Raw genomic sequence first — 25,867 nt, 5'->3', positions numbered from 1 at the left:
AATTCGCGGGGAATTCGGGGATCTGGTCGCTGGTGGCCGCGTCAGCGACCGGGCGCGCGGCGAAGCCGCGTGATTGTCATCGTGGGGCCTTCCAGCGGGCGATGCCGCGGGCCGCCAGGTTCAGGATCATGATGAAGGCGATCAGCGTCAGCGAGGCCGCCCACGCACGGTCGTACGCCGCTCCGGAACCGCCGCTCTGCTGGAACTGCAGATAGATGTACATCGGCAGCGAGGCCTGCGGGTCGGAGAAGGGGTTCGCGTTGATGTAGTTGGAACCCCACACCAGGAGCAGGACCGGAGCGGTCTCACCGGCGATACGGGCGACCGCGAGCATCACACCTGTCGTAATACCACCGATGGCGGTCGGCAGCACGATTTTGAGGATGGTGCGCCACTTCGGCACGCCCAGCGCCAGCGAGGCCTCGCGCAGCTCGTTCGGGACGAGCTTGAGCATCTCCTCGGTCGAGCGGACGACGACCGGCAGCATCAGGATGGTCAGCGCCATCGCGCCGGCGAAGCCGGAGGGGCCCATGCCCAGGATCAGGATCCAGGTGCTGAGGATGAACAGACCCGCGACGATCGACGGGATGCCCGTCATGACGTCGACGAAGAAGGTGACGGCCTTGGCGAGCCTGCCCCGGCCGTACTCGACCAGATAGATCGCGGTCAGCACACCGATCGGCACGGAGATGACCGCGGCGATGGCGACCTGCTCCAGGGTGCCGAGGATGGCGTGGTAGATGCCGCCGCCGGGCTGGGAGGTGGCGACCACGCCCATCGAGTGGGTGAGGAAGTAGACGTCGAGGACCTTCACGCCACGGCTGATGGTCTCCCAGATGAGGGAGGCCAGCGGGAGCACCGCGAGCAGGAACGCCACCCAGACCAGGCTGGTCGCCAACCGGTCCTTGGCCTGTCGCGTGCCCTCGACGCGCGCGGCGATGACGTACGAGCCGAGGACGAAGAGGATGCCGGCGATCAGGGCCCACTGGACGGAGCTTTCGAGGCCGATCGCGGTGCTGATGCCGAGGCCCAGCGCGACCGAGCCGGCGGCCACCGCCCAGGGGAACCACTTGGGCAGGGACGCGGCACGCAGGGTGCTCGGGCCCTTCGGGGTGAGAGTTTCGTTGCTCATGCGTTGGCCCCCGAGAACTCCTTGCGGCGGGCGATGATCATCCGGGCCGCGCCGTTGACCAGCAGGGTGATGACGAACAGGACCAGACCGGAGGCGATGAGGGCGTCCCGGCCCATCTCGGTGGCCTCGCTGAACTTGCTGGCGATGTTCTGGGCGAAGGTGCCGCCGCCCGGGTCCAGCAGGCTGAGGTTGATCTCGAAGCTGGACGACAGGACCATCGCCACGGCCATGGTCTCACCGAGCGCGCGGCCGAGGCCGAGCATCGAGGCGGAGATGACACCGGAGCGCCCGAAGGGCAGCACCGCCATGCGGATGACCTCCCAGCGGGTGGCGCCGAGGGCCAGCGCGGCCTCCTCGTGCATCCGCGGGACCTGGCGGAAGACCTCACGGCTCACGTTGGTGATGATCGGCAGGATCATGATCGCGAGCAGGATGCCGACGGTGAGCATCGAGCGGGGGGCGCCGCCCTGCCAGTCGAGGATGCCGGTCCAGCCGAAGTAGTCGTTCAACCAGCCGTAGAGCCCGTCGAGCTGCGGTACGAGGACCAGGATGCCCCAGAGGCCGTACACGATGGACGGCACGGCGGCCAGCAGGTCGACCACGTACGCGATGGGGCCGCCCAGCTTGCGCGGGGCGTAGTGCGTGATGAAGAGCGCGATGCCGACCGCGACGGGGACCGCGATGGCCATCGCGATGACCGACGAGACGACGGTGCCGAAGGCCAGGACCGCGATGCCGAACACCGGCGGGACCCCGGTGGGGTTCCACTCGAAGGTGGTGAAGAAGTTGGCCTCGTCCTTGCTGATGGCGAGCGCGGCACGGTAGCTGAGGAACACGGCGATGGCCGCCATGAGCACCAGCAGGAAGATGCCGGACCCGCGGGACAGGCCGAGGAAGACCCGGTCGCCGAAGCGCGTGACGCCACGGGCGGCACGCTTGTCCTCGGGGGTCTCGGAAGTCGGTGGGGTGCGGGGTGCGGGAGTGTCTTTGATCGATATGTCCATCAGGTTCTCCGGTCTGCGGAGCCATCGCCGTGGGGCGGCGGCTCGGGGCGGAGCCGCCCGCGGTGGCGGGAGACTCCTGGCGGCGGTGCACCGGACGGTGCGGCCCAGTCCCGGTGGGGGCTGGGCCGCACTCAGGTCAGCTCAGTTCCGAGATGGTCTTGCGGACCTTGGTGATGATCTCCTCGGGCATCGGGGCGTACCCGGCCTCGGAGAGCAGCGCCTGGCCGTCCTCGGACGCGATGTAGGTGAGGAAGGACTTGGTGGCGGGGAGGGTGTCCGCCTTGTTGCCCTTGTCACAGACGATCTCGTAGGTGACGAGGGTGATCGGGTAGGCGCCCTCGGCCGTGGGCTTGTAGTTCAGCTTCAGCGCGAGGTCCTTGCCCGTGCCGACGACCTGGGCCTCGGAGATGGCCTTGGTGGCGTTCTCGACGGTCGCCTTCACCGGCTCGGCGGCACCGGTCTTGACGTCGACCGTGGTGATGCCGTCCTTGGCGTAGGAGAGCTCCATGTAGGAGATCGCGCCCTTGGTCTCCTTCACGCCCTGCGCGACACCGGAGGAGCCCTGCGCGGACTGGCCGCCCTTGGCCTGCCAGGCCTTGCCGCCCTCGTACTTCCAGTCGTCGGGGGCCGCGGCGATCAGGTACTTGGTGAAGTTGTCCGTGGTGCCGGACTCGTCCGAGCGGTGGAAGGCCTGGATCTTGAGGTCGGGCAGCTTGGCGTCGGGGTTCAGCTTCGCGATCGCCTCGTCGTTCCAGTTGGTGATCTTGCTGTCGAAGATCAGGGCGAGGGTCTTGGCGTCCAGGACCAGGCTGTCGACACCCGGGACGTTGTAACCGACGGCGATCGGACCGCCGACCATCGGCAGGTCGATGCCCTGACCGCCGGAGCAGACCTCCTTGGAGGCCGTGACCTCTTCCGGCTTCAGCGCCGAGTCGGAACCCGCGAAGGCGACCTGGCCCTGGGTGAACGCGGTGATACCCGCGCCCGAACCGCTGCCCTTGTAGTTGATCACGACGTCCTTGCAGGCGCCCTGGTACTGCGCCACCCAGGCGTCGATCGCGTTCTTCTGCGCGGAGGAGCCGTCGGCCAGCAGCTGACCCTTGGCGTCACCGCAGTCGATGTTGCCAGCGGCGGCCGTGCTCTCGTCGGTACCGGTCGTGCCACCACTGGTGTCGTCGGACCCGCACGCGGTGAGGGTCAGAGCGCCGGTGAGGGCGACAGCACCGAGAGAAAGGGCGCGCAGTCGGTTCTTGCGCTGAAGCTTCACTTTCGGGAGTTCCTTCCAGGAGCCGCCGTCCACATGGCGGCGTGCGAAGTCGTCGTATCAGCCTCGGGACCCGTTCCACCGATGCCTTCGGTCCCTCAGACTGCTGTCGTCACGGGCTGCGAGGCCGTATTTCGGTCCACATCCCGCACCGGGTAAGGCCGAAATTAGGCAGATCAGGTGAAGCCGCCAATGGACGGAAGTGAACGGCGAGTGAACCCCTGCCGACAGTGCGGTGAGGTCACGGAACGCTTACAGGGAGAACACGTGAGGGTCCCGATCCGCACCGCCCCCTCTCCGCACTCTAACTCTCCGCACTCGAGTAGCTACAGAGAGAAACAATCCCCAGCTGACCACCACTCCACGCACCCGAATCCCCGGAAAGCCACACCCCCGGGGCCCGAAACGGCAGCGCCGACCGGGCACGGCCCACCCCAGGGGCACGAGGAACCGCGCGACCGGCCACGGTCCCGCAGCCGCCCACGGACCTGCACCCCCGAGCCATGAGGCGCCCCAGGCGAGGGGCGCAGCCCCAGGAGGGGGCCGGAGGGGGCAGGGTCGAAGGGGCGCAGCCCCTGGGTGGGGCACCTCCCGCTCGAGCGAAGCCGAGGGCGAGGGAGGGACAGGTAGGGGCGGCGGGGGCGCATCCTGGGAACCCGCACCCCACCAACCCCGTCTCGTCCCAAGAACCCACGCACGGCGCACCGGGAGAGGCCACATGGAACGGCGCACATTCATAGGCGGCGCAGCCGCACTCACCACCACCCTGACCGCCTCCACGTCCGCCTGCACCAACCCCGACCCCACCCCCACCCGCGCCACGGACACCTCCCTCCGCACCACCACGACGACCACGACGACCGGCTCCGGCACCCCCACCACCGCCACCTGGTCCGCCCTGGCCCGAGACCTGGACGGCCCCCTCATCCGCCCCGGCGACAAGGCCTGGTCCACGGCCCGCCAGCTCTACAGCACCCGCTTCGACACCCTGAAGCCCACCGCCGTCGCCTACGTCGCCCACCCCGACGACATCCGCACGACCCTCGCCTACGCCAGGGCCCACGCCCTCAAGGTCTCGATCCGCAACGGCGGCCACTCCTACGCCGGCTGGTCCTCCGGCAACGGCCGCCTGGTCATAGACGTGTCGAAGCTGAACAAGGTCCGCGCCTCCGCGAACGAGGCCGTCGTCGGAGCGGGCTCGAAGCTCATCGACGTCTACCGCGCCCTGGCCGCGAAGGGCGTCACCATCCCCGCCGGCTCCTGCCCGACCGTGGGCGTCTCCGGCCTCACCCTCGGCGGCGGCCACGGCGTCACCTCCCGCGCCTACGGCCTGACCTGCGACAGCCTCACCCAGGCCACGCTGATCACGGCCGACGGCAAGCGGCTGATCGCGAACGCCACCACCAACAAGGACCTCTTCTGGGCCCTACGAGGCGCGGGCAACGGCAACTTCGGCGTGGTCACGGAACTCCGCTTCCGGACCCACCCGGCCCGCCAGGGCGTCACCGCGTACCTCACCTGGCCGTGGTCCAAGGCCGCCGCCGTACTGAAGGCCTGGCAGGAGTGGGGCCCGACCCAGCCCGACGAGATCTGGTCCTCCTGCCACCTGGAGAACGGCGGCAGCCCGACCGTAGCCGTCGCCGCCTTCTCCCTCGGCTCCTACGGCGACCTGGAGAACGCCCTCGACCGCCTCGCCGACCGCGTCGGCACCCCGGCCCGCAGCGTCTCCCTCAGGCGGCGCTCGTACGAGGACGCCATGGAGGGCTACGCCGGCTGCGGCTCCTTCTCCGCCGACGCCAAGTGCCATCTCCCCGGCTCGACCCCGGGCCGCTCCCCCCAGGGCGCGCTGCGCCGGGAGACGTACGCGGCTCGCTCGGACTTCTTCGACCGCTCGATCTCCCCGGCGGGCATCCAGACCCTGCTGACCCAGATCACGGGGGTGAAGGGCGGAGCCGGCAGCATCGCCCTCACCGCCCTCGGCGGCCAGGTCAACCGGGTCTCCCCCACGGCCACGGCGTTCGTGCACCGCCGCTCCCGGATGCTGGCCCAGTACCTCGCCTCCTGGAGGAGCGGCACCTCCGGCACGGCGGCCCAGTCCTGGCTCACCACGGCCCACAAGTCCATGACCCGCCACGCCTCCGGCGCCGCCTACCAGAACTACACCGACGCCACCCTGACCGACTGGAGGAAGGCGTACTACGGCGACGCGGCCCCCCGCCTGACCGAACTGAAGAAGCAGTACGACCCGACCCGCTTCTTCACGTTCCCGCAGGCCTTGTAGCCCCTCAAGGGGCGCGGGGAACCGCGCGACCAGCCCCCACCGAACCCGCGGACGAGGGCGAAGAACGGGGGTCAAAGGGGCACAGCCCCTTGAGGACGGGAAGGGTAGGGGCGGCGGGGGCGAAAGACCCCCGGGGCGAACCCTCAGCCCTCAGGTCAGCCCCTCAGTCGGCACCTTCAGGCAGCACCCTCAGGCAGCACCCTCAGGCCGCCAAATCCCGCTCCTCCGCGGAAGCCGACTCGACCCGCGCCCCCGGAATCACCGCACGCCCCCCGTCACGCCCCCGAGCCCGCACGATCCACCCCACCCGAGCCGACCGCTCCACCGCCCTCATCAGGGGCGTGAGCAGAGCCATGGCGAGCGGCGACAGCAACAACGCGACCGCGGTCCCGAGCGCGAACCCGCCGATCACATCGGTCGGGTAGTGCACACCCATGTAGACCCGGATGAACCCACCCAGAAGCCCGATGACCAGCCCGACCATCCCGAACTTCCGGTTGGCGACGAACAGCCCCACCGCCATCGCCATGATCAGCGTCGCGTGATCGCTCACGAACGAGTAGTCGGTCTTGCCGGAGACCAGCACCTCCAGCCCCTCATGATCGAGAAAGGGCCGGGGCCGCTCCACGAACCCGCGTATCGGCACGTTCACCAGCACGGCGATCCCGGCGGCGAGCGGCGCCCACATCAACGCGGCCACGGACGAGGCGGCGTCCTCCCCGCCTCGCTTCCGCACGCCCCACCAGCACCACAGGATCAGCAGCACCATCGCGAAGAGGAGCCCGTACTCCCCCACGAACTCCATCACCCGGTCGAGCCAGGTCGGCGCATCCTTGGCCAGACCATTGATGTCGTACAGCAGCTCGACGTCGGGGTTCGATCCGGCTTCAGCGGCAAGTGCGGCATGCGCGGCGAGTCCAGCCATCGTGCTGCGGCCCTTTCGTCATCGTTCTCGCGACCGCACCCTTACGTGCGCCGCGCTCTGCCACCCCCGTGGTGTGCGTAGTGCTTCCGCGTGAGCGTCAACGGGCTACGTCAAATAGGAACGCACACTCTTCTTCAATGCGTTCCACCCTCCACTGAATGATCACTCAGACGTTACCGAAGAGAGACACGTCTGCGCAGCTCAGGGCAGGGGTTCACGGAGAATTGCGGGACCCTCAGACCGTCGTAGGCAGCGCTTTCGCGCCATCTTCGGTGACCCGGGTCGCACCAAAGTAGTCGGGGGTGTCAATCGGGTCGAACCGGATGACCGCCCCGGTCCGCGGAGCGTCGATCATGTATCCGCCCCCCACATAAATCCCGACGTGGCGAATGGCCCGCGAGTTGGTGAGGTCGTCGGAGAAGAACACGAGATCCCCGGGCAGCAACTCGTCCCGCGACGGATGCGGCCCGGCGTTGTACTGATCGTTCGCGACCCGCGGCAGGGTGATCCCCACACTCTTGTACGCCGCCTGCGTCAGCCCCGAGCAGTCGAAGCGTCCGCCCTGCTCAGCGGTACCGGTGCCGCCCCACAGGTACAGCGTCCCGAGCTTCTTCTGCGCGTACGCGATGGCCCCGGCCGCCTGCTCACTCGGATCGACGCGGCTCGTGGGCGCGGCGAAACTCTCCGACAACGTCGTGATCGTCTTGACGTAGTTCTGGGTCTCCTTGTACGGCGGAACGCCCCCGTACTTGATCACGGCGTAGGCGCCCGCGTTGTAGGAAGCGAGCATGTTCGCCGTCGGATCGCCGGGGACGTCCTTCACGTACTTCGCGAGGGAGCAGTCGTACGAGGCGGCCGATGGAATCGCGTCATTCGGGTCCCAGACGTCACGATCGCCGTCCCCGTCACCGTCCAACCCGTGCGTGGCCCAGGTCCCCGGAATGAATTGCGCGATCCCCTGCGCGGCGGCGTGGCTCTGCGCCTTCGGATTGAACCCGCTCTCCTGGTACAGCTGCGCGGCGAGCAGTGCCGGATTGATGGCGTCGCACAGATTGCCCCATTTCTGCACGAGCGCCTGATAAGCGGCGGGAACAGCCCCCTTGGCCAGCCCGACCGACTTTCCCCCGATCCCGGCGGCGAGATTCCCGGCGACCAGATAGACCCCGACGACCAGCACCATCACGAAGGCGAGCCCGGCGCTGCCGGCAGCGATCACCACGATCCACGCCTTACGCACCGTCAACCGCCCCTCACCGCGCGCCAGTCCACCGCCAGCAAGTGTAGAGCGGCACCGGCCCCGGGGGAATGATCACTCAACGGCACCACAGTCGACCCACAGCAGCTTGCCACCCCGCGAGACGCCGAGGTCGCGCAACACGGACACACCCCGCCTCTCGGAGCAGGCACGCACGAGCCGCAACCCACGCCCACCTTCGGCGTCGAGGTCGACGGGCCGACCGTCCTCTTCGAACCCCACCGGCACCCGCCAGTCCCGATCCCACACCCCCACGCGCAGCCTCCCGCCGACCTCCAGCACCCTCAGGGCGTACTCCTGCGCAGTGTGCCGATGAGCGTTGGTGAGCAGCTCGGCGGCCAGCAGTTCGGCGGTGGCGGTGAGTTCGGAGAGGCCGTGGGCGTCAAGCACAACCCGGAGGGTGGCGCGGCCGACGCCGGGGGATCGGGGGTCCCGAGGGAGACGAAAGGTGTAGTTCCAGGACGGGGATACGGCGCACCAAGGTAGCGGCGAACAGTGAACGCCTTCACCAGTTACTTATGATCTCGTTCACTACACACTCATGTGGGTGCCCAGCGACAGCAAGGAGGCGGGCAGGCCCGTGAGGACCAACCCGACGGGGAGACTCCTGGTCAGCAGACAGACGCAGGTCAGCAACACGGAGGCCGGACGCGTGGGCGTCGGCGCCGAGCGCCTCCGCACGATCGCCTGCCATGACGACTCCTCGGCGATCCACCCTCACCACCACCCCCTCCTCCTTCCGAGCCCTCCTCCTTCCGAGCCCTCCTCCTTCCGAGCCCTCCTCCAAGCACTCAAACTCGACAAGGAACCCACCCGTGCCTGACGTCCCCCCGGACCTCGACTGGATCCGCGCCGCCCCCGACGACGCCACCAACCCCGGCCCCTGGATCGAACTCGCCTTCGGCGAGGGGAACGGCGAGGACGACCCCGAAGCCCCCGTCTACATCCGCGAGACGAGCGACCCGGACACCGTCGTGACGACGAACCGCCGGAAGTGGGACGCGTTCGTACTGGGCGTCCAGGCAGGCGAGTTCGACCACTTCGTGGAAGGGGTCGAGGGGTTCGAGCCGACGGTGCGGCAGCCGGAAGCCTGACAGAGCGACACAGCCGGCCACCCGACCCCTCAGAAGACCGAGCAGGCTAGAGAATCTCGAAGATCCCGTCGGCCTGAAGCCCGGCACTCGGCGTCATACGGCTCACGACACCGGCCTCCACGATCAGCAGATCCGGCAGCCACTCCTCGTAGAAGCGGACATGCCCCACGACTCCTGCCGTGCTGGTGCGCGCTCCGAGCCAGCCCACCAGCCGCCGCAGGTCGTCGAACTGGTCAGGATGCACCTCCTGCCGCACCGTCAGAGCCCACCCCCGCTCCCGCCCGCACAGCTCCCCCACCAGGGCGCCGCCGACCCGCCAGGCCGCCCCTCGCTCGGCCAAGAGCGGGTACTCGTACGCGCCTTGCCCCCCTCCGTCACCGTCGTCTCCGTGCCTGTCGTCGCCTTCCTCACCCAAGTGCCAGCGCAACAAGGTGAGATCTTCGACCGGAAGAGACGCAGGAAGATCGAGACTGAGCTGAAGCTCGTAGTAGTCACCCATGCCGGAAGGCTATGAGGAGGGGGAAAGCCGCTGTCCTCAGGACTTGAACCCGATCACCCCGAACCCGGGTCGCGACTCCGCGTGCCGCAGCCACTTAAGGACCTGCATGACCGCCTCCACGACTTCCGGCTCCAGCGGCGGCGGCTCCGCGCCCGTGGCCTTCGTCGCTTCGAACTGCTCCAACGCCCGGAGACACTGGTCGTGCTTCCACTCACCGCAGCCCGGCATGTACGTCGACGGCAGCGGGTCCGGCAGCCCTCCGTACCCGAACTCCTCCACGGACACCGCCGTGATCCCGAGCGCGCTCAACCCCTCGTCGACCACCGACAGCCAGTCGCCGCGGTGCGGGGTGAAACAACTGTTGTCCAGGAACGACCCCGTGAGGGAACACAGCCGCTTGTACGCATACCCGTACTGAAAGGCATGCTCCTTGTCCTCACCGAACGGCCCTCCGTGGACGACCGCCCGCAACGCCTCGTACGCCGTCGGCGCCCCGTCCTCGATCTCGGACGCGAACCACTCGTCGTCCCGCGCCAGATCGTCCCCGAACTCGCTCCGCACGACATCCAACAACTGCTGGTCACCGGAACCGACGAGCGCCCGGGTGGCAGCCACATCCAGCAGATACACACTCAGAGAAGAACTCATGCCCTCAACGTAGCCGCAGCCACTGACACTCCCTCAGCCTGAGACCAGGGGCGCAAACTCGCCCTCACGATGTCCATGTCACGCCGGCCGAAGGCGGGAAGTCGGGGTAGCCCTGCCCCGTCCACGCCGCGCCCGTGACCTCGGTGCCGGGGTCGGCGAGAACCGGTGCGCACGTCTCGTACGAGGCTCCGGGCGGGAAGCTCTTGGTCTTCGGGTAGGAGTCGCAGGCGGCGAAGGTCCCGATGACCAGGAGCTGCCGGGCGGCCGTTCCGTCGTCGAGCAGGCCGCCCGGCGGATCGACAGGCGCGTGGGAGAGATCGTTCTTGCCCGCGTTCTCGATGGTCGCCCGCACGTAGTACGGCGTCATCTTCTTGGCGTCGTCCTCCAACCCCAGCGAGGCCACATCGGCCTTGCTGCCCTTCTCGATGCCGGTGACAGTGACCTTGAGAAGCCCCGACTTCGTCCCCCCTTCATAGCGGAGCAGAGTCGGCTCCCCGAGCTTCGCCTTGGTCCCCGCCTTCACCGTGCCGTCCTCGTTCACGCTGGACGTGGGGGACGGCGAGGACTGAGAGGAAGCGGAAGAGGAGACACGCGAAGCGGGCTTGTCGTCGGCGGGACCCGTCCCCTCGCCGGAACCGCAGCCGACGAGGGTGAGCAGGAGAAGGACCGAGGCCGCGCGCGGCGCCGGTAGACGACGAAGGCGGGTGATCATGCCTGGCAGCGTATCTGTTGCTAGGAATTGCCCCTGGCGGGGTGGCGCCACGCCGGCTCGTGGGCGAAGCAGGCGATGGCGTGGGACGGAGGGCGATGAGGCCGTCCCTGTCTGACGGCCTGCATGGTCCGCGAGATCCAGGAGCGGCGGGCCGGCCGGCCCGCCGGACGACCGAGTGCGTGTCCACGGTCCTTGCGCCCGTGGGCGGCTACGAGCTGAACCAGCAGGGCCCTTTCACCCACCTGCTGCCCCGGTCCCCCCGCACGAACTGTTCACCGAGGCGAGGACCGCCTCACACCACTGGGCCCGGCGTCCCGGCGCCCGGGCCGCGCAGGGCCCGCACCCGGGACAGCGACAACCTCCGCCATACCCGGTCGACTTCCGTGACGACGACTGTGATCTCTTCCCCCACCCGGATGACCTCGTCCGGCGACCCACAGGGCTCCACGGTCAGCTCACTGAGGTGGACCAGCCCTTCGATCCCATCGGCCACCTCGACGAACGCCCCGATCGACGCCACCATCGTGACCCGGCCCGGCAGACTCCGCCCCACCTGGACCCGGTCGGCGAACTCCTGAAAGGGATCCGGTTCCAAGGCCCGCAACGACAGTCGGGCCTCCCCGTTCCAGGTGTCGAACTGCAGAAACTCACAAGTCACCCGCTGCCCCACCCTCACGACCTCTGAAGCGGCCCCGATGCGCCGCCAGGACAGTTCGGGAATGGTGATGAACCCGACCCCCGGAAAGAACGGATGCTCCGGCCCGTCATCGAGCGCGACGAACACCCCGAACCGCTCAACCGCCGCGACCGTCCCGCCGAGCACCTCCCCCTCCCGAAGCCCACCCAGAAACGCCCACAGAGCGGGAGTCTCCTCGGCCCCCAACCTCACCGCCTCGCCACCCTCCGCGCCCATCCCCGACTCAGGTCGGGAACTCGCCCAGCCAGCCGTGCTGCAGAAGATGCTTGGGGAGGTACTCGGACTCGACGTCGAGGGGAAATTCGCCGTCGAAGGCGAGGCAGGCGATGGCGAGGGGGCCGAGAGCGACGGTGCCGTCGAGCTTGGCTTCCCGCTCCTCGTCGCGCGTCCAGTACGCCCGGTGCAGTTTCAGCGCGTCGACCAGCGCGGGACCGAAGCCCTCCTCATCCCTGCGGACGAAGGTGTAGAACAAGTTGATCGGCGGGTAAAGCACGCCGTCCAGCAGGTCACGCGGAGCGATCCGGGCCACGGCGGGATCCGACGCCTGAATGGTGGCGGTGAGCTTCTCCACCAGGCCCGGCCTCCTCAGCCAGTAGGCCTGCAGGGTGTCGACCCAGTGGTAGATGTACTCGTCGTACTGCCCTTCCGGCGACCGCAACCGATCCAAGGGGATCTCGCACAGTTCCGTCATGCGCTGCTGATCACGGCAGATGACGGCCAGCCAGAAGGCGGTGAGCCAGGCGCCCGCGTCGGCGGTCGGCAGCGGCCCGACCGCGGGCAGGGTCCGCAGCTTGTGGTTGATGCGGCACTCGACGGTTCCCTCACTCACGCCGGTCACGGCGAAGAGCGCCGAACCCAACTGCGTCGCGTTCACGGCGGCTTCCCAGGTCTCCACCGCCGCGGCCCGGGGATCGACGACACACCGGGCGCGCAGCGCCATGACAGCGGTGCCGAAGATCGAATCGATCGCGGCCGCCGACCCTTCGAGACGGTCGATCCCCTTGATCAGATGCTGGTTCACCCGCTCCGCGAACTGCTCGGCCTCAGGTCCTGCCGACCGCCCGTGCCTGGCGATGTGTACGGTCACGGAAGCGTCCCCTGCCCCTCGGCCCTACATGGCCTGCGGAGAATTTGATAAGTACTTCTGGCTTTCTGGGGAGACATGCTTTCCATCCGGACGCGTACGTCTGCCGAAACCCTTCTCGGACTGCTCTTGGCCTCGATGCCACCTGCCGCACCGGCTCACGTCTCGAACTCGCCCACCCAGGACCGCTCCAGGAGATGCTTCGGCAGGTACTCGGACTCGACCTGGATGGGCATGCCCACGTCGTAGGCGAGGCAGGCTACGGCTAGGGGCCCGAGGGCGACGGCGCCGTCGGTGCTCTGCTCGCGGTCCTCGTCCGCGCTCCAGTACTCCTTGTGGAGTCGGAGTGCCTCGGCGAGGGCGGTGTTGAACTGTCCCTCATCCCGCTTGAGAAACTGCAGAAACAGGTTGAGCGGCGGGTAGAGGACCTTCAGCATCAGCTCACGGTCGGCAACCCGGAGCCGATCCGGGTCGGTCCCCCGAAAGGCTGCGGTGAACTTGTCGCCGAGACCCGGCCGTTCCATCCAGTACGCCTGCAGAGCATCGACCCAGTCATAGATGTACTCGTCGTAGACCGCCCCTGAACCGAGCAGCAGATCGACCGGCACGTCGGACAGACGCGTCATGCGGTCCTGGTCCCGGCAGATGACCGCCAGCCAGAACGCGGTGATCCAGTTGCCCGCGTCGGTGAAGTGCTGGGCGCCGATGGCCGGGATCGTACGCACCTTGTGCGCGATCCGGCACTCCACTGACTCCTGATCCGTGATGGCCGCCGCGAACATGGCGGAGCCGACTTGCAGCGCCGCCACCCAAGCTTCCCAGGTCTCGGACTTGTCAGCGGTGGCATCGTGGAGACAGTGCAGCGCCGCCTTGCTCAAGGCGCTGCTGAAGATCAGGCCGAACATCTCGGGATGCTCTGAGAGAACCTCTATCTCTTCGAGCAAACGCCGGTCAGCCGCCTCGATGAAGTTCGTCGCATCCCCAGGCGAAGGCTCGTCGTCCCGTGGCACACGTACGGTCATCAGTTGCTCCCGGGTTTGCCGATGTCGAACTGCTGCATCTCGTAACCAGCATATTTGCCGCCCGGCGTGGCATCCGCCTTGACCAGGACGTAGTCGACCTTCCCTATGGCGAGGGCAATGCGCAGTTTGCTCGCGAGGTCCGCCTCGGCGTGGTCCTTCGCCCTGTCGGCCCGCTTGTCCATCTCTTTGAGGATGGTCTCGAAGTATTCCCGGGTGCCCTGCTGGACGCGATTGCCCAGATGGCTCGTCCGCTCTCCGATCTTCGCGGTTGTGGACCCCTTGGCCTCGACGACGACGTAACCTCCGCCCGGCTTCTCATAGATCTGATCGAAGCGGTTGTTGCCGAAGGCCCCGTTGTCCACGCGTCGTGCCCCCGGATAGCGCTCCGGTATGGCGTGGTGCTCCGCGACCCGCTCCCCGAACAGCTCGCTCTGCTTGAGCATGTCGCCGTGCAACGGAGAGTGGGCGGCCTCGGCGGCGTCCATCGCCGCTTCCGCCTCGGCGGTTCGGTGCTTCAGGTACTCCTTCTCAGCAGCGGTCAGCGTGTTCTCGGCCGCCTTGTCGGCCACGATGGCGTCGCGACGCGAGGCCGCCCATTCGTCGAGACGTTTCAGCACACCGCTCTCGACACTCGTCCGGACCCCCGCCCGGTGCGGATTGGGATCCATGTACCGTGCCTGGATCGCGGGCGGCAGATCGCTCTTGGACATCCACTTGGTGGGATCCGCCGGATCCCGGACAAGAATGGGCAGACGCTGTCCGAACACCTCGGCCGAGGCGGACCTGCGGTAACCGTTGGACCGGTAATGGTCTTTGAACCAGCGCGGATCACTGTTGGCGAGGTCCACGTGCCGTTGCATGACGGCACGCGCGTCCATCTGTTCGACACGCCCCGAACGCGGCTCGCCTGCGCCGTCGGCCGCTTCGTCCGACCTGCCGCCCGCGGCCGCCTCGTCACCGAGTCCACCCGCCCCGTCACCGGACCGCCCCAGGTCGTCCAGCCAGTCGGACCCGCCCGAGCCACCTGACCGGGGAGGCAGTGCGTCACCGCTACGCCCACCGCCCGTGGTGACGCTGTCTCCTCCGCGGCCGACGGCCCCGGCACCGTCCCCCAGACGGGCCCCGACGCCCGTGGTCTCCCGTACATCCGCCGTCCCCGGCGTACGCTCCCCTCGCCCCCCGGCCTCCCCGGCCCGCTGGTCCGCCCGCTGCTCCGCCGTCCGCTCGTGCCGGATGGCGTCCAGGGACTCCCGTACCGTCCCGTCCGCGTTGTGCACGACCAGCGTCGTGGTGTCGAGGTAGACGACCTCGCCCTCGGGGGTCGTCATGCGGACGGAGTTCTCGGGGGTGAAGCCGGCCGGGAGGTCATCGGCGATGTTCGGGGGATCGGCTATCTGATACGTGCCTTCGCCCAGCCTGATGTGCGTGCCGTTCGTGATCCCCCGCAGCCCGGCCATGACGTCACTGATCTTGACGGCCGTCCCGCCGATGCCCTTCGCGATGTACGTCATCGGGTCGACGATCCGCCCCGCCTTGCCGGCGAAGGAGATGGCCTTCGCGATCGCACCGGCCTTACCGGTCGCCGCGACCGCCCCTCCCGCCCCACCCGTGAAAACGGTCGTCAGGACGTTGAACGTCACCGCTCCCGCCGCCCGCGACGGGTTCTTCCCCCACTCGTCGTACGCGATCAGCGCCTTCCCGGTCTCCACGACCGCCGTACGGGAGTCGCGCAGCCAGGAAGGGAGCTTGTCGGCCGGGGTCAGCCAGTACGCGGCACCGAGCGGCGTTCCCGTGATCAGGATGCCGGTCGCGAGCTTGCCGAGGCCGACCCAGGCCTGGCCCGCCGCGTCCCAGCCGTTGAAGCCGACCAGGGTGCCGAGGCCCTTGATCGTGCCCCACACACCGTCCACGACGAAGCCGACCGTGAAGTCCCAGGCGTGCTCGTGGAAGTAGTACCAGGGGTTGGACTCCTCGACGACGTCCCCCCACGGCAGACCGCCGGCGTTGTTCAGGTCCTCGGCGCGGTAGCCGTACGTGTTCTCTTTGTCCGACCCGTCGCCGACGGCGAGCGGCTCGCCGCCGATCAGCGCGACGATCTTGTTGTAGCAGGCCCGCTCGGCGGCCTGGAAGGCGGTCCAGGCCGCGTTCACCGCGTTGCGGCGGGCCGTGTTCTCGTCGATGAGGTCGCCGTCCGCGACCCAGTCGTCGTCGTCCGCGACGCGCCGTTCGAACGCCGCCGCCTCCTCGCGGAGCGAGTTGAGCCGGTCGACCAGGGGCCGGACCTCCGCCGCGTAGTCGAGCAGCGCCTTGGAGACCGTGTCCAGCTCGGTCTGCAGGTCGTGGCCGGCCGCCGCGACCGGCGCCGTCGTCGCGAAGAGCTGGTCGGCCTCCGGGGCCTTGTAGAAAGGTTCCAGCAGGTTGAAGTTGGCGTCGATCAGCAGACCCGCGGCACCGATCGCCATCCCGTCGAACGCGATGTCCCCGGCGTCCGTCTCCAGTTGCTCCAGATTTCCCGTGAACTCCGGTATCTCGGCCGAGACAACGGGCCTGTCCTCGCTCACGCCTACCCCCGTGGACGCCCTCGCAGATTCGTTCCCTCAACTCGGCACCCGGCCCGCACGTCTGACGCTTGGACACAAAGCCACCCAGTCGATCATTTGTACCAAAGTTGCGATCGCGATCCCATGCACTTCTGGCCAAAGCTCGCCCCCCGGCGGGCATCCGGGCCCCACACGCGACCCTTACGTCCGGATCAGGCACACTCGAACCCACGGAGAACCCCGGATCGACGGAGCAACGAAACAGCAGCGGGAGAACAGCGCCGGAACAGCACCGGGACAATGGCGAGGCAGGGCCGACATCCCGTCAGAAGCGGGTCAGGGCCGGCCCTCTGAGGCCACAGAAGGGGAATAACGACGGAACCACACCACAGGTTCCGCTTGATCCTCATTGCCCGGCGTGACCTGCCGTGATACACAGAGTGACGATACGACCCTTCGTTTACCGTTCCGCGCCCCCCGTTAGGGTCCCGCGCGGCTCGGCGGCAAGGGATCCGTACGAAACCCGCCAATCAATGACGCCAAGTCGACATACGACAGCGTCATTGTCGGCGAGAATGGGCCCGACCTCTGCGCACCCGCGCGGAGGCGTGCGAAGCGGACGTCGAGGCGTACGCGTCGCACGACAAGCAGAGACAACAGAACTACCCACTAGGGGCGGTGACTTACATGTTCGTTGCGGCCGACAAGGGCGACATCACCACCATCATCGGCGGAATCGCCCCTGACTGGGGGCCTTTCGGCGACCTGGGCAACGAGGCACGCGTGATGATCGAGGTCGTGATGGCGGTCGCCATCCTCCTCTGCCTCGGCATCGCGATCTGGGGTGCGGCCAAACAGCGCATCGGCGCGACCGCCCTGCGCGACACCTTCAGCGCCGAACAGGGCAAGGGCCTCATCATCGCCGGCCTCACCGGCGTCTTCATCATCGGCTCACTGGGCACGCTCTTCACCATCGTGTACGGCATGGCCGTGTAGCCCGGCCGCCGGCACCAGCCCCGGCCGGGCCACCGGCCTCGCCCGGTTCCCCTCCCACCCCACCCGTCCGTCGTGCCCACCGGCTGAGGTTGCGTTTCCCTGATGTCGAGTCTCCACACCGCGCCCGCGCGGGAACCAGCGCGGCTACCGTCGTACTGCTACGCCTTTCGGTACGACGTCGAAGTTGAAGGGGCGACCGCGGCATGAGTCTCGGCGACGAGCACGGCTACCGCGAGCCCGCGCGCTCCGGGGACGAAGGGGCGTACGGGGGGTACGCCGGCACCGGCCAGACCCGTACCCGCCTCCCCGAGGGCGGCGACGACCCCTACGGCGGCGCCCCCCGCCGCCCCCGCTCCTCCTCCAGAAGCCTCGTCACCATCGTCGGAGTCGTCGTCCTCCTCATCGCCGCGATCGCCTTCGCGAACCGGGGGGGTGGAGGCTCCGACACGGATGCGGGCTCAGGAGGCGACAAAGCGGAAACGGCGCCGACCGCGGCTTCGGGGGAACGACCGGTGACGACGAAGACCGGCGACATCCCCTCCGGCTTCGCCCACGACCAGCAGGGCGCCGAATCGGCGGCGGCCAACTACTCCGTGGTGCTGGTCTCGGCCGACATCCTCAAGCCTGTCCGGAGAAGTGAGATCGTTCAACAGGTCTTCGTGGCCGACAAGGTCGCGAGCCTGGAAGAGAGCATGAACAAGACATACGACCGGGACTTCCTGGCGAATGTCGGCTTGGACGAGGACGGCAACGCCCCGACCGGCAGCACGTACGTGTCCCGCACGATGCCTGTCGGTACCAAGTCCACGAGTTACTCGGACAACAACGCCACCGTCGAAGTCTGGTGCACCGGCGTGTTCGGCATGGCGTCGGAGGACACCACCAGCCCCGTCACCAGCGACTGGTTCACCATGACCCTCCAACTGCGCTGGGAGGACGGCGACTGGAAGGTCGACAGCTTCGCCCAGAGGGAAGGCCCCGCGCCGGTCAACGGCGACAACAAGGTCTCGACAGCCGACGAGATCTCGAAGGCCGTCGAGGAGTACGGAGGGTTCACCTATGCCCGGTAGGCCACACCGCGTACTCAGCGTCGCCGCGGTCCTCACCGCCGTACAGACCGCCGCCGTCCTGCTGGCTACCAAAGCGGCGGCAGCGCCCACTCCGTCGCCGTCACCCTCGCCCTCTGACGACCGATGCGACCTCATCGTCGGCCCCGCCAAGGACTACTGCGAACGAGGCGCCGGCGAAAAAGGCGACACCACCACCCTCCCCAACGACGTAACCACCACCCTCGACCCCCTCTCCTCCCTAGCCCAAGGCTGCGCGGACGCCGCCTCCTGGACCGTCGACAAGCTCTCCGAAGCCGTCAACGAGACCGCCGACGTCGACTTCACGAACATGACGTTCCTGAAGCACTACGCGGTCGTCTTCGCGGCCTCGGCGATCCTCACGCTCGTGCTGTGGCTCCTCGCCGTCACCAAGCGGGCCGTCCGCGGCGTGCCCTTCACGACGGCGATCTCGGAGGCCATCGGCTTCCTGTGGCTGACCGTGCTCGCGTCGGCCTTCACGCCCCTGATCCTCTACACCATCGTCTCCGCCACCGACGGCGTCAGCGACATCATCGCCAAGACCACCGGCAACCAGACGGACACCTTCTTCGGCACGTTCTCCGAGGCCCTGAAGAAGGGCAACGACATCGGCGGCGGCCCCATCATGCTGATCCTGGTGTCGCTGGTCTCCATCGTCGCCGCCGGCGTGCTGTACCTGGAGCTGTACCTGAGGGCCGTCCTCCTCTACGTCGGCGCCCTCCTCGGCGTCGTCGTCTACGCCGGCCTCGTCGACAAGGACCTGTGGGGCCACGTCCGCCGCTGGGCGGGCATCATGATCGCGATCATCCTGGTCAAGCCCGTCATCGTCATCGTGCTCGGCCTCGCCGGCGCCCTGACCACCGAGGGCGGTCCCGACTCCCTCGCCGCCGTCGTCTCCGGCCTCGCCATCATCCTGCTCGCCATCTTCGCCTCGGCGATGATCTACCGCTTCGTCCCGGGCTTCGGCGACGAGATCGCCAACTCCCGCAACAACCGCATCATGCGCGGCGCCGAAGGCAAGGCCGCCGCCGTGATCAGCTCCCCCGCCACCCTCGTCGCCCAGGGCATCAAGACCCACAGCACCCGGGCCGACAACAACGGCTCGGGCGGCGGAAGCAGCACCCCCCGCCCGTCCAACCCCGCATCCGGCGGCGTGGCCGCCCACAGCTCGCGCAGCGCGAGCGGAAGCGGCGGAACTGTCCCCTCCGCCGCACCCCCGCCCCGCACGAGCCCGGTCAACACCCCCCACGCCGGCAACACCCGCAACAGCAACCGCACCGGAGGTGAAGGGCGTTGACGACCGAGTCCCACCACCTGTCCCATCCGATCGCGCCCCGCCGTACCTATCTGATCGGCCGCGCCCGGCCGAACGCGATCATCGGCCGGAACCGCGAGTCCGGCGAGATCGCGTTGATCATCGCGGGCGCGTTCCTCGGCATGATGTGCGGCCTCCTCGTCCCGGTGCTCGTCCCGCGCATCGCCCTGCTGACGGGCTTCCCGATGCTGGCGCTGGCCGCGGTGTACGTGCCGTACAAGCGGCGGACCTTCTACAAGTGGTTCGAGATCAACCGCAGTTACAAGCGCAGCCTGCGCAAGGGCACCACGTACCGTTCCGCCAACATGGAGGCCGGCACCCGCCTCGACGGCCGTGAGGTCGAGGTCGGCCCCCCGCCCGGCATCGGCCGCATCACCTGGCTCGCCGCGCCCTTCGGCCCCGACGAGATCGCCGTACTGCTGCACGCCGACCGCCGGACCGTCACCGCCGCCATCGAGATCGAGGGCCCCGGCGTCGGCCTGCGCGACTCCGAGGACCAGGAAGCCCTCGTCGACCGCTTCGGCACCCTCCTCAAGCACGTGGCCAACGGCGACGGCTTCGTCACCCGCCTCCAGATGCTCGCCCGCACGCTCCCGGCCGACCCGGACGCCCACGCCAAGGACGTCGCCCAGCGCGGCGACGACCGCGCCCCCGGCTGGCTGCAGCAGTCGTACGACCAGCTGCAGTCCATGGTCTCCACCAGCAGCGAGCAGCACCGCGCGTACCTCGTCGCCTGTATGCACTACACCCGCGAACTGGCCGCCGAGGGCCAGGCCATGGCCCGCGCCGCCCGCCCGCACGGCCGCAAGCTGGACAAGGACGCCGGCCTCGCCGTCGTCATGGCCCGCGAGCTCACGGACATCTGCTCGCGCCTCCAGGAGGCCGACATCCGCGTACGGCAGCCGCTGGGCCAGGGCCGCCTCGCCTCCCTCATCCACTCCATGTACGACCCGGACCACCCCATCGACCACATCCAGGCCATGACCAAGCGCAACGCCTGGCCGGCCGAACTGGACGCGATGGAGCCGGACTACCTCCAGGCCAAGACCCGCGAGTCCTCCACCCGCGCCCCCTGGTGCCACGCCACGGCCTGGGTGAAGGAGTGGCCGATGACCCCGGTCGGCGTCAACTTCCTGGCGCCCCTCCTGGTCCACACCCCGGACGTCATCCGCACCGTCGCCGTCACGATGGACCTCGAACCCACCGAGGTCGCCATCGAACGCATGCTGACCGAGAAGACCAACGACGAGGCGGAGGCGTCCCGCGCCGCCAAGATGAACCGCACCGTCGACCCGCGTGACGTGGCCTCCCACTCCCGCCTCGACCAGCGCGGCGAGGACCTCGCGAGCGGCGCCGCCGGCGTCAACCTCGTCGGGTACATCACCGTCTCCTCCCGCTCTCCGGAGGCACTGGCCCGCGACAAGCGGACGATAAGGGCCTCGGCCGGCAAGTCGTACCTCAAGCTGGAGTGGTGCGACCGCGAGCACCACCGGGCCTTCGTCAACACGCTCCCGTTCGCCACCGGAATCCGAAGGTAGGGCCATCGCGATGCGGGACCATCCGATCCATCCGCACCTGGAGGTGAAGCGCTGATGAGGGACCCGATCTCCGCCCTCACCGACGCCTTCACGTCCTTCCTCTTCGGCAAGGTCGAGACGACCCGCCTCCCGGTCCGCACCTCCACCGGACAGGCCCAGGCCGTCTACCTCCCGACCGCCGCCCCCGGCCTCGGCGACTCCGGCGTGATCATCGGCCGCGAGGTCTACTCCGGGAAGGGCTACATCTACGACCCCTTCCAGCTCTACGGCCAGCAGCTCCCCGCCCCGCACTGGCTCGTCCTCGGCGAGTCCGGCAACGGCAAGTCGGCCCTGGAGAAGACGTACGTCCTGCGGCAGCTGCGCTTCCGCGACCGCCAGGTCGTCGTGCTCGACGCCCAGGGCGAGGACGGCGTCGGCGAATGGAACCTCATCGCGGAAGAGCTGGGTATAACTCCCATCCGCCTGGACCCGACCGCCGCCCTCGACATGGGCATCCGCCTCAACCCTCTCGACCCCTCGATCACCACGACGGGCCAGCTCGCGCTGCTCCGGACGATCATCGAGGTCGCGATGGGCCACGGCCTGGACGAACGCTCCGGCTTCGCCCTCAAGGTCGCGCACGCCTACGTCAACGAGACGATCGTCGAACGACAGCCGGTCCTCACCGACATCGTCGAGCAGCTCCGCCACCCCGAGCCGGAGTCCGCCGAGGCGATGAACGTCGCCATAGACGACGTACGGGCCTGGGGCCTGGACGTCGCGCTGGTCCTGGACCGCCTGGTCGACGGTGACCTGCGCGGCATGTTCGACGGCCCCACCACCGTCGGCATCGACCTCGACGCGCCCCTCATCGTCTTCGACCTGTCCCACATCGACCGCAACTCCATCGCCATGCCCATCCTCATGGCGATCGTCGGCGTGTGGCTGGAGCACACCTGGATCCGCCCCGACCGGAAGAAGCGCATCTTCCTGGTCGAGGAGGCCTGGCACATCATCAACAGCCCCTTCGTCGCCCAGCTCTTCCAGCGCCTGCTGAAGTTCGGCCGCCGACTCGGTCTGTCCTTCGTCGCGGTCGTCCACCACCTGTCGGACGTCATCGACGGCGCGGCGGCCAAGGAGGCCGCGGCCATCCTGAAGATGGCGTCCACCAGAACGATCTACGCCCAGAAAGCGGACGAGGCCCGGGCCACGGGCCGCGTCCTGGGCCTGCCCCGCTGGGCGGTGGAGATCATCCCCACCCTCACCCCAGGTATCGCCGTCTGGGACGTCAACGGCAACGTGCAGGTGGTCAAACACCTCATCACCGAGACCGAACGCCCCCTCGTCTTCACCGACCGCGCGATGACCGAATCCTCCGTCGACCACCTGCTGGACGACGACGCCCTGCACGCCGCCGAGCTGGAGGCGGAGGAACGGGCCGCCGCGTTCGTCGAACAGCAACTGAGCGAGGTCGACGGGTACGGCTCCTCCGAGTCGACGGTGGCTTGAGCGGAACCAGCGATGAGCCGGAACGAGCAGGGGCAGGGCGGGGAACGGCGTGAACGGCGCGGAGGAAACGGCGTGAGCGGCGGCGAGCGATGAGACCGGACGACAGGCGCCCCCAGCAGGGCGGAGGCGGCATCCCCGACGGGCTGCTGATCGCCCTCCTCGGCTTCCTGGTGAGCCTGACCCTGCTGGTCTGGTCGGCCACCGGCCTGGCCGGCCTCTTCGCCCACGGCGCCTGGCCCGACGCCGTCACCTTCACCCGCACACCGCTGGCCGTACGCAGCCTGGTCTCCGCCCCCCAGGACCTGCCCGCCGCCTGGCCGGACACCCCCGCCGCCCAGCTCTCCGGCTACGGCCTCTTCTGGGGCCTCTTCATCAGCCAGCTCATGGTCCTCCTCGTCCTGGCCGTCTTCACGATGGGCACCCTGGCCCGCTGGCGAGCCGTACGAGCGAGGGAGAAGGCGGCACGAGTCCAGAGGCAGGGCGGACCGACGACAGGGACACCGGTCCAGCACCCGGACCCGACCGTCGTCCCCGTGGAGCAGGCACCCCCTGCCCAGCCGTACACCGCAGACCATGCCCAGCACGAGGTTCCGCCCACCAGCACACCCGTCCACGCCCCCGCCCCGCCGCACACCTCCGGCCAGGCCACCGGCCGGACCACCAGCCCCAGCGGCGGCGGCCTCGCTCCGCCCGCCGGATTCCCGGCCCCACACCCGGCCCCCTCCACGTCGGTCCCCGAACCACGTCACAGCGCGTCCCCCGCCCCGGCGGCCGCGTCCCTCACGGCCCCGACCGGCGCACACACCACCCCCCTGACCACCACAACCGGCAGCACCACACCCACCGACGCCGGCTGGGCGAACCCGGCCCCCACGGTCGTCCTCGGCCCCGCCGAGTCCCGGCGTCCGGTCGCCGCGCAGGCCGTACGGGACGCCGAAGGACCGGCCCTCGTCGTCACCTCCGACCCCACGCTCTGGTCGGACACGAAGGACGCCCGCGCGAAGCTGGGCCCGGTGCTCCTCTACGACCCCGCGCACCGCTGCGACACCCCGGCCCGCCTCCACTGGTCGCCCATCGCCGGCTGCGAGGACAAGCCGACGGCGCTGGCCAGGGCCGTAGCCCTCCTCGCGCCCATCCGCCCCACCGCCAGGATCGACCAGGCGGTGGCGGACACCGCGGAGACCCTCTTGCGCAGCTACCTCCACGCCGCCGCCATAGACACCCGCACCATCCGCCATCTGCACCGCTGGGCCCAGGGCAGCAACGTCCAGGAAGCGGTCCGCACCCTGCGGACGAACCCGAAGGCAGCCCCCGGCGCGGCGGGCGAACTGGAGTCGGCCCTCACCTCGCACCCCGAACGCCGGGACATCGCCCAGCAGCTGACGGCCCGTGCCCTCTCCGCCCTCTCCACGGTCAACGTCCGGGAGGCCTGCGCCCCGAACCGAGCCGACTCCCTGGCGCTGGATTCCTTCGTACACGAGGGGGGAACGCTCTATGTGGTCGGCGACCCCATCGAGGACCCCAAGGCGAACCCCTCCGCGATGCCTCTCCTGACGGCCCTCGCCTCAAGCGTGGTCGAGCGCGGCCGGCGCATGGCCGAACGGTCATCCTCCGGCCGCCTCGACCCACCACTCACCCTGGTCCTGGACGACGTGGCGGCCGTGGCCCCACTGCCCCAGCTCCCCGCCCTGCTGACCGGCGGGGCCGACCAGGGCCTCCCCACGCTGGCCCTCCTCCGCTCCCGCGAACAGGCCAGATCCCGCTGGCCGAACGCCGAACTCCCGCTGCCCTAACGACAGTCAGGAAGCATCCCCGTCCGTGCCCGTGCCCACATCCGAATTCGAGTCCGTGCCCGATTCCGGCACCGCGTACCCGGCCACGGACGGCCACCGCACGGTCAGCACCACCGACTCCTCCTCCGCGACCCAGGAGTGGTCCACCCCACGCCCCCAGACGACATAGTCGCCCTGCCGCTCCAGCACGACGCTACGACCGGGGAACTCGACGCGGAAACGGCCGCTGATCAGCACCTGCAGAGCAGTCCGTTCCTCACCCCGGACCCACTGGGCGCGCGTGTCCCCCTGCGGATGCACACCCCACTTGATCTCCACCGCCTCACTCCGCCGCGGATCCCCCTCCGCCTTGAAGTGCCCGAGCAACCAACCCCGGTCCAGCGCCGCGTCCTTGCCCGCATTGCCCACATACACGCTGTCGTCCATGCCGCCGAACGTAACACCCACGCTCAGCACCCCCTCCTACGCCAGCACGTACTCCAACTCCCGCCCCTCGTCCCCCTCGACGGACACCCCGCTGCCCACGAACCCGACCCGCCGGTAGAACGCCGCGGCCCGCCCGTTCCCCTCATTCACGAACAACCGCACCCGCTCGACCCCGGCGCCCCGCGCCCAGCCCACCGCGGCGGCGAACATCGCCTCGGCCACGCCCTTCCCCCGGTGCCCGTCCCGCAGGAACACGCCCACCAGATGCGCCTGCCGCCGCTCGACGATCCCGCCGAAGAAGTCCCGCGTCCCGGCCTCTTCCACGAGCACGGTAACCGTCCCGACCCACTCGCCGCCCTCGCCCTCCACCACGAACTGCCGCCGCTCCCGGGCCCCCTCCGCGGCTCCCTCCGCCCGCTCCTTCCAGAACCCGTCCGGCCGCGCCGCAGCCTCTTCGTACGTCTCCAGAAACGCGAGATGGGCCACCGGATCCCGCAGCGCGGCCAGCCTCAACTCCCGCACCTCGCGCCATTCCTGGGCACGGACGGACCGGATCCGGTACCCCTGTGGCAGAGCGGGGCTCTCAGCACGCGCAGGCAGCTTCATGCAAGCCACGGTAGTACCGGGGCACTACACCCTTCACCATATTTGCGACCCCGGTCAGTCCGCCCCGACCCCCGCCGGCGCCCTGAAAGACTGCCCCGGAAACGCAGAAAGCCCCTGCCGGTCACCCGGCAGGGGCTTTCTCAAGAATTGTTCGGCGGCGTCCTACTCTCCCACAGGGTCCCCCCTGCAGTACCATCGGCGCTGTAAGGCTTAGCTTCCGGGTTCGGAATGTAACCGGGCGTTTCCCTCACGCTATGACCACCGAAACACTATGAAACACTCAACCGCACCACACCGTGACCATGGCATGGGGTTGTTCGTGGTTTCAGAACCAACACAGTGGACGCGAGCAACTGAGGACAAGCCCTCGGCCTATTAGTACCAGTCAACTCCACCCGTTACCAGGCTTCCATATCTGGCCTATCAACCCAGTCGTCTACTGGGAGCCTTACCCCATCAA

General features: G+C 68.9%; 23 protein-coding genes, 1 rRNA gene and 1 pseudogene. 9 read left to right on the top strand and 16 right to left on the bottom strand.

Annotated features, from left to right (window positions below):
* Positions 1 to 76: 76 nt before the first annotated feature.
* The 3 genes from pstA to pstS form a co-directional block, all read right to left on the bottom strand.
* Positions 77 to 1,132: a phosphate ABC transporter permease PstA gene (pstA, locus tag RM704_RS26285; RefSeq protein WP_033525067.1), complete on the bottom strand. Its 1,056-nt coding sequence runs from the start codon at positions 1,130 to 1,132 to the stop codon at positions 77 to 79.
* Positions 1,129 to 2,136, bottom strand: a complete 1,008-nt coding sequence (gene pstC / locus RM704_RS26280) for a phosphate ABC transporter permease subunit PstC (RefSeq protein WP_033525066.1) — start codon at positions 2,134 to 2,136, stop codon at positions 1,129 to 1,131. The genes pstA and pstC overlap by 4 nt, the downstream gene beginning before the upstream one ends.
* Before the next feature lie 136 nt (positions 2,137 to 2,272).
* A complete protein-coding gene (gene pstS / locus RM704_RS26275) occupies positions 2,273 to 3,403 on the bottom strand; it encodes a phosphate ABC transporter substrate-binding protein PstS (RefSeq protein ID WP_192829550.1) in 1,131 nt (376 codons plus the stop codon).
* Between the two features lie 715 nt (positions 3,404 to 4,118).
* On the opposite strand from pstS, the gene RM704_RS26270 reads away from it, so the two are divergent.
* On the top strand, positions 4,119 to 5,681 hold the full coding sequence (locus tag RM704_RS26270) for an FAD-binding oxidoreductase (protein WP_033525064.1): 1,563 nt from the start codon (positions 4,119 to 4,121) through the stop codon (positions 5,679 to 5,681).
* Positions 5,682 to 5,883: 202 nt separating this feature from the next.
* Here RM704_RS26270 and RM704_RS26265 read toward each other — a convergent pair whose 3' ends face one another.
* From RM704_RS26265 to RM704_RS26255, 3 genes and pseudogenes are all read right to left on the bottom strand, one after another.
* Positions 5,884 to 6,606 (bottom strand): phosphatase PAP2 family protein, encoded by a 723-nt coding sequence (locus tag RM704_RS26265; RefSeq protein WP_033525063.1) that lies wholly within the window; start codon positions 6,604 to 6,606, stop codon positions 5,884 to 5,886.
* A gap of 235 nt (positions 6,607 to 6,841) precedes the next feature.
* A complete protein-coding gene (locus tag RM704_RS26260; RefSeq protein ID WP_033525062.1) occupies positions 6,842 to 7,849 on the bottom strand; it encodes a C40 family peptidase in 1,008 nt (335 codons plus the stop codon).
* A gap of 66 nt (positions 7,850 to 7,915) precedes the next feature.
* Positions 7,916 to 8,257: pseudogene (locus RM704_RS26255) on the bottom strand (ATP-binding protein); the annotation flags it as partial.
* 151 nt (positions 8,258 to 8,408) lie between these two features.
* Between RM704_RS26255 and RM704_RS26250 the strand changes: the two are divergent.
* Positions 8,409 to 8,684, top strand: a complete 276-nt coding sequence (locus RM704_RS26250; protein ID WP_192829549.1) for a hypothetical protein — start codon at positions 8,409 to 8,411, stop codon at positions 8,682 to 8,684.
* Positions 8,677 to 8,955 carry a hypothetical protein gene (locus tag RM704_RS26245; RefSeq protein WP_033525059.1) on the top strand — a complete coding sequence of 93 codons (279 nt, stop codon included), beginning with the start codon at positions 8,677 to 8,679 and terminating at the stop codon, positions 8,953 to 8,955. Before RM704_RS26250 ends, RM704_RS26245 begins: the two co-directional genes overlap by 8 nt.
* A gap of 46 nt (positions 8,956 to 9,001) precedes the next feature.
* On the opposite strand, the gene RM704_RS26240 is transcribed toward RM704_RS26245, so the two are convergent.
* The 7 genes from RM704_RS26240 to RM704_RS26210 form a co-directional block, all read right to left on the bottom strand.
* Positions 9,002 to 9,454, bottom strand: coding sequence for a hypothetical protein (locus RM704_RS26240; protein ID WP_033525058.1), 453 nt, complete (start codon positions 9,452 to 9,454; stop codon positions 9,002 to 9,004).
* Between the two features lie 36 nt (positions 9,455 to 9,490).
* Positions 9,491 to 10,102 carry a DUF7691 family protein gene (locus RM704_RS26235; RefSeq protein ID WP_033525057.1) on the bottom strand — a complete coding sequence of 204 codons (612 nt, stop codon included), beginning with the start codon at positions 10,100 to 10,102 and terminating at the stop codon, positions 9,491 to 9,493.
* Between the two features lie 64 nt (positions 10,103 to 10,166).
* Positions 10,167 to 10,814, bottom strand: a complete 648-nt coding sequence (locus RM704_RS26230) for a hypothetical protein (RefSeq protein ID WP_157856638.1) — start codon at positions 10,812 to 10,814, stop codon at positions 10,167 to 10,169.
* A 292-nt stretch (positions 10,815 to 11,106) separates the two neighbouring features.
* Positions 11,107 to 11,637: a S1 RNA-binding domain-containing protein gene (locus RM704_RS26225; RefSeq protein WP_311591310.1), complete on the bottom strand. Its 531-nt coding sequence runs from the start codon at positions 11,635 to 11,637 to the stop codon at positions 11,107 to 11,109.
* A 97-nt stretch (positions 11,638 to 11,734) separates the two neighbouring features.
* Positions 11,735 to 12,598, bottom strand: coding sequence for an immunity 49 family protein (locus tag RM704_RS26220; RefSeq protein ID WP_033525056.1), 864 nt, complete (start codon positions 12,596 to 12,598; stop codon positions 11,735 to 11,737).
* 155 nt (positions 12,599 to 12,753) lie between these two features.
* A complete protein-coding gene (locus RM704_RS26215) occupies positions 12,754 to 13,617 on the bottom strand; it encodes an immunity 49 family protein (protein WP_033525055.1) in 864 nt (287 codons plus the stop codon).
* Positions 13,617 to 16,178, bottom strand: coding sequence for a hypothetical protein (locus RM704_RS26210; RefSeq protein WP_033525054.1), 2,562 nt, complete (start codon positions 16,176 to 16,178; stop codon positions 13,617 to 13,619). Before RM704_RS26210 ends, RM704_RS26215 begins: the two co-directional genes overlap by 1 nt.
* A 666-nt stretch (positions 16,179 to 16,844) precedes the next feature.
* Between RM704_RS26210 and RM704_RS26205 the strand changes: the two genes are divergently transcribed.
* The 6 genes from RM704_RS26205 to RM704_RS26180 all read left to right on the top strand — a co-directional run bounded on the left by RM704_RS26205 (position 16,845) and on the right by RM704_RS26180 (position 24,375).
* Complete coding sequence (locus tag RM704_RS26205) at positions 16,845 to 17,153, top strand: DUF8827 family protein (RefSeq protein WP_033525053.1); 309 nt, start codon at positions 16,845 to 16,847, stop codon at positions 17,151 to 17,153.
* A 203-nt stretch (positions 17,154 to 17,356) separates the two neighbouring features.
* Positions 17,357 to 18,223: a DUF8175 domain-containg protein gene (locus RM704_RS26200; protein WP_033525052.1), complete on the top strand. Its 867-nt coding sequence runs from the start codon at positions 17,357 to 17,359 to the stop codon at positions 18,221 to 18,223.
* The gene (locus tag RM704_RS26195) at positions 18,213 to 19,538 is read left to right on the top strand and encodes an energy-coupling factor transporter transmembrane component T family protein (RefSeq protein WP_033525051.1); all 1,326 of its coding nucleotides are present in this window, start codon (positions 18,213 to 18,215) and stop codon (positions 19,536 to 19,538) included. Before RM704_RS26200 ends, RM704_RS26195 begins: the two co-directional genes overlap by 11 nt.
* On the top strand, positions 19,535 to 21,094 hold the full coding sequence (locus RM704_RS26190) for an SCO6880 family protein (protein WP_033525050.1): 1,560 nt from the start codon (positions 19,535 to 19,537) through the stop codon (positions 21,092 to 21,094). Before RM704_RS26195 ends, RM704_RS26190 begins: the two co-directional genes overlap by 4 nt.
* Before the next feature lie 54 nt (positions 21,095 to 21,148).
* On the top strand, positions 21,149 to 22,582 hold the full coding sequence (locus tag RM704_RS26185) for an ATP-binding protein (protein ID WP_033525049.1): 1,434 nt from the start codon (positions 21,149 to 21,151) through the stop codon (positions 22,580 to 22,582).
* Between the two features lie 89 nt (positions 22,583 to 22,671).
* On the top strand, positions 22,672 to 24,375 hold the full coding sequence (locus RM704_RS26180) for a type IV secretory system conjugative DNA transfer family protein (RefSeq protein WP_033525048.1): 1,704 nt from the start codon (positions 22,672 to 22,674) through the stop codon (positions 24,373 to 24,375).
* A 6-nt stretch (positions 24,376 to 24,381) separates the two neighbouring features.
* On the opposite strand, the gene RM704_RS26175 is transcribed toward RM704_RS26180, so the two are convergent.
* The 3 genes from RM704_RS26175 to rrf form a co-directional block, all read right to left on the bottom strand.
* Positions 24,382 to 24,801, bottom strand: coding sequence for a cupin domain-containing protein (locus RM704_RS26175; protein ID WP_052145800.1), 420 nt, complete (start codon positions 24,799 to 24,801; stop codon positions 24,382 to 24,384).
* Positions 24,802 to 24,837: 36 nt separating this feature from the next.
* Entirely contained in the window at positions 24,838 to 25,407 is a 570-nt protein-coding gene (locus tag RM704_RS26170; RefSeq protein ID WP_052145796.1) for a GNAT family N-acetyltransferase, read from the bottom strand.
* 149 nt (positions 25,408 to 25,556) lie between these two features.
* Positions 25,557 to 25,673: ribosomal RNA gene (rrf, locus tag RM704_RS26165) — 5S ribosomal RNA — on the bottom strand.
* Positions 25,674 to 25,867 lie beyond the last annotated feature (194 nt).

It is taken from the genome of Streptomyces gottesmaniae, assembly GCF_031845845.1.
Classification (GTDB): Bacteria; Actinomycetota; Actinomycetes; order Streptomycetales; family Streptomycetaceae; genus Streptomyces; species Streptomyces akebiae.
The sequence above is the reverse complement of the archived record's forward strand: the minus strand, read 5'-3'. Positions and strand labels throughout refer to the sequence as shown.

Coding starts and splice junctions, on each gene's coding strand:
- pstA (WP_033525067.1), bottom strand. CDS start 1,132: ATGAGCAACGAAACTCTCACCCCGAAGGGCCCGAGCACCCTGCGTGCC.
- pstC (WP_033525066.1), bottom strand. CDS start 2,136: ATGGACATATCGATCAAAGACACTCCCGCACCCCGCACCCCACCGACT.
- RM704_RS26270 (WP_033525064.1), top strand. CDS start 4,119: ATGGAACGGCGCACATTCATAGGCGGCGCAGCCGCACTCACCACCACC.
- RM704_RS26265 (WP_033525063.1), bottom strand. CDS start 6,606: ATGGCTGGACTCGCCGCGCATGCCGCACTTGCCGCTGAAGCCGGATCG.
- RM704_RS26240 (WP_033525058.1), bottom strand. CDS start 9,454: ATGGGTGACTACTACGAGCTTCAGCTCAGTCTCGATCTTCCTGCGTCT.
- RM704_RS26235 (WP_033525057.1), bottom strand. CDS start 10,102: ATGAGTTCTTCTCTGAGTGTGTATCTGCTGGATGTGGCTGCCACCCGG.
- RM704_RS26230 (WP_157856638.1), bottom strand. CDS start 10,814: ATGATCACCCGCCTTCGTCGTCTACCGGCGCCGCGCGCGGCCTCGGTC.
- RM704_RS26215 (WP_033525055.1), bottom strand. CDS start 13,617: ATGACCGTACGTGTGCCACGGGACGACGAGCCTTCGCCTGGGGATGCG.
- RM704_RS26205 (WP_033525053.1), top strand. CDS start 16,845: ATGTTCGTTGCGGCCGACAAGGGCGACATCACCACCATCATCGGCGGA.
- RM704_RS26200 (WP_033525052.1), top strand. CDS start 17,357: ATGAGTCTCGGCGACGAGCACGGCTACCGCGAGCCCGCGCGCTCCGGG.
- RM704_RS26195 (WP_033525051.1), top strand. CDS start 18,213: ATGCCCGGTAGGCCACACCGCGTACTCAGCGTCGCCGCGGTCCTCACC.
- RM704_RS26185 (WP_033525049.1), top strand. CDS start 21,149: ATGAGGGACCCGATCTCCGCCCTCACCGACGCCTTCACGTCCTTCCTC.
- RM704_RS26180 (WP_033525048.1), top strand. CDS start 22,672: ATGAGACCGGACGACAGGCGCCCCCAGCAGGGCGGAGGCGGCATCCCC.
- RM704_RS26175 (WP_052145800.1), bottom strand. CDS start 24,801: ATGGACGACAGCGTGTATGTGGGCAATGCGGGCAAGGACGCGGCGCTG.
- RM704_RS26170 (WP_052145796.1), bottom strand. CDS start 25,407: ATGAAGCTGCCTGCGCGTGCTGAGAGCCCCGCTCTGCCACAGGGGTAC.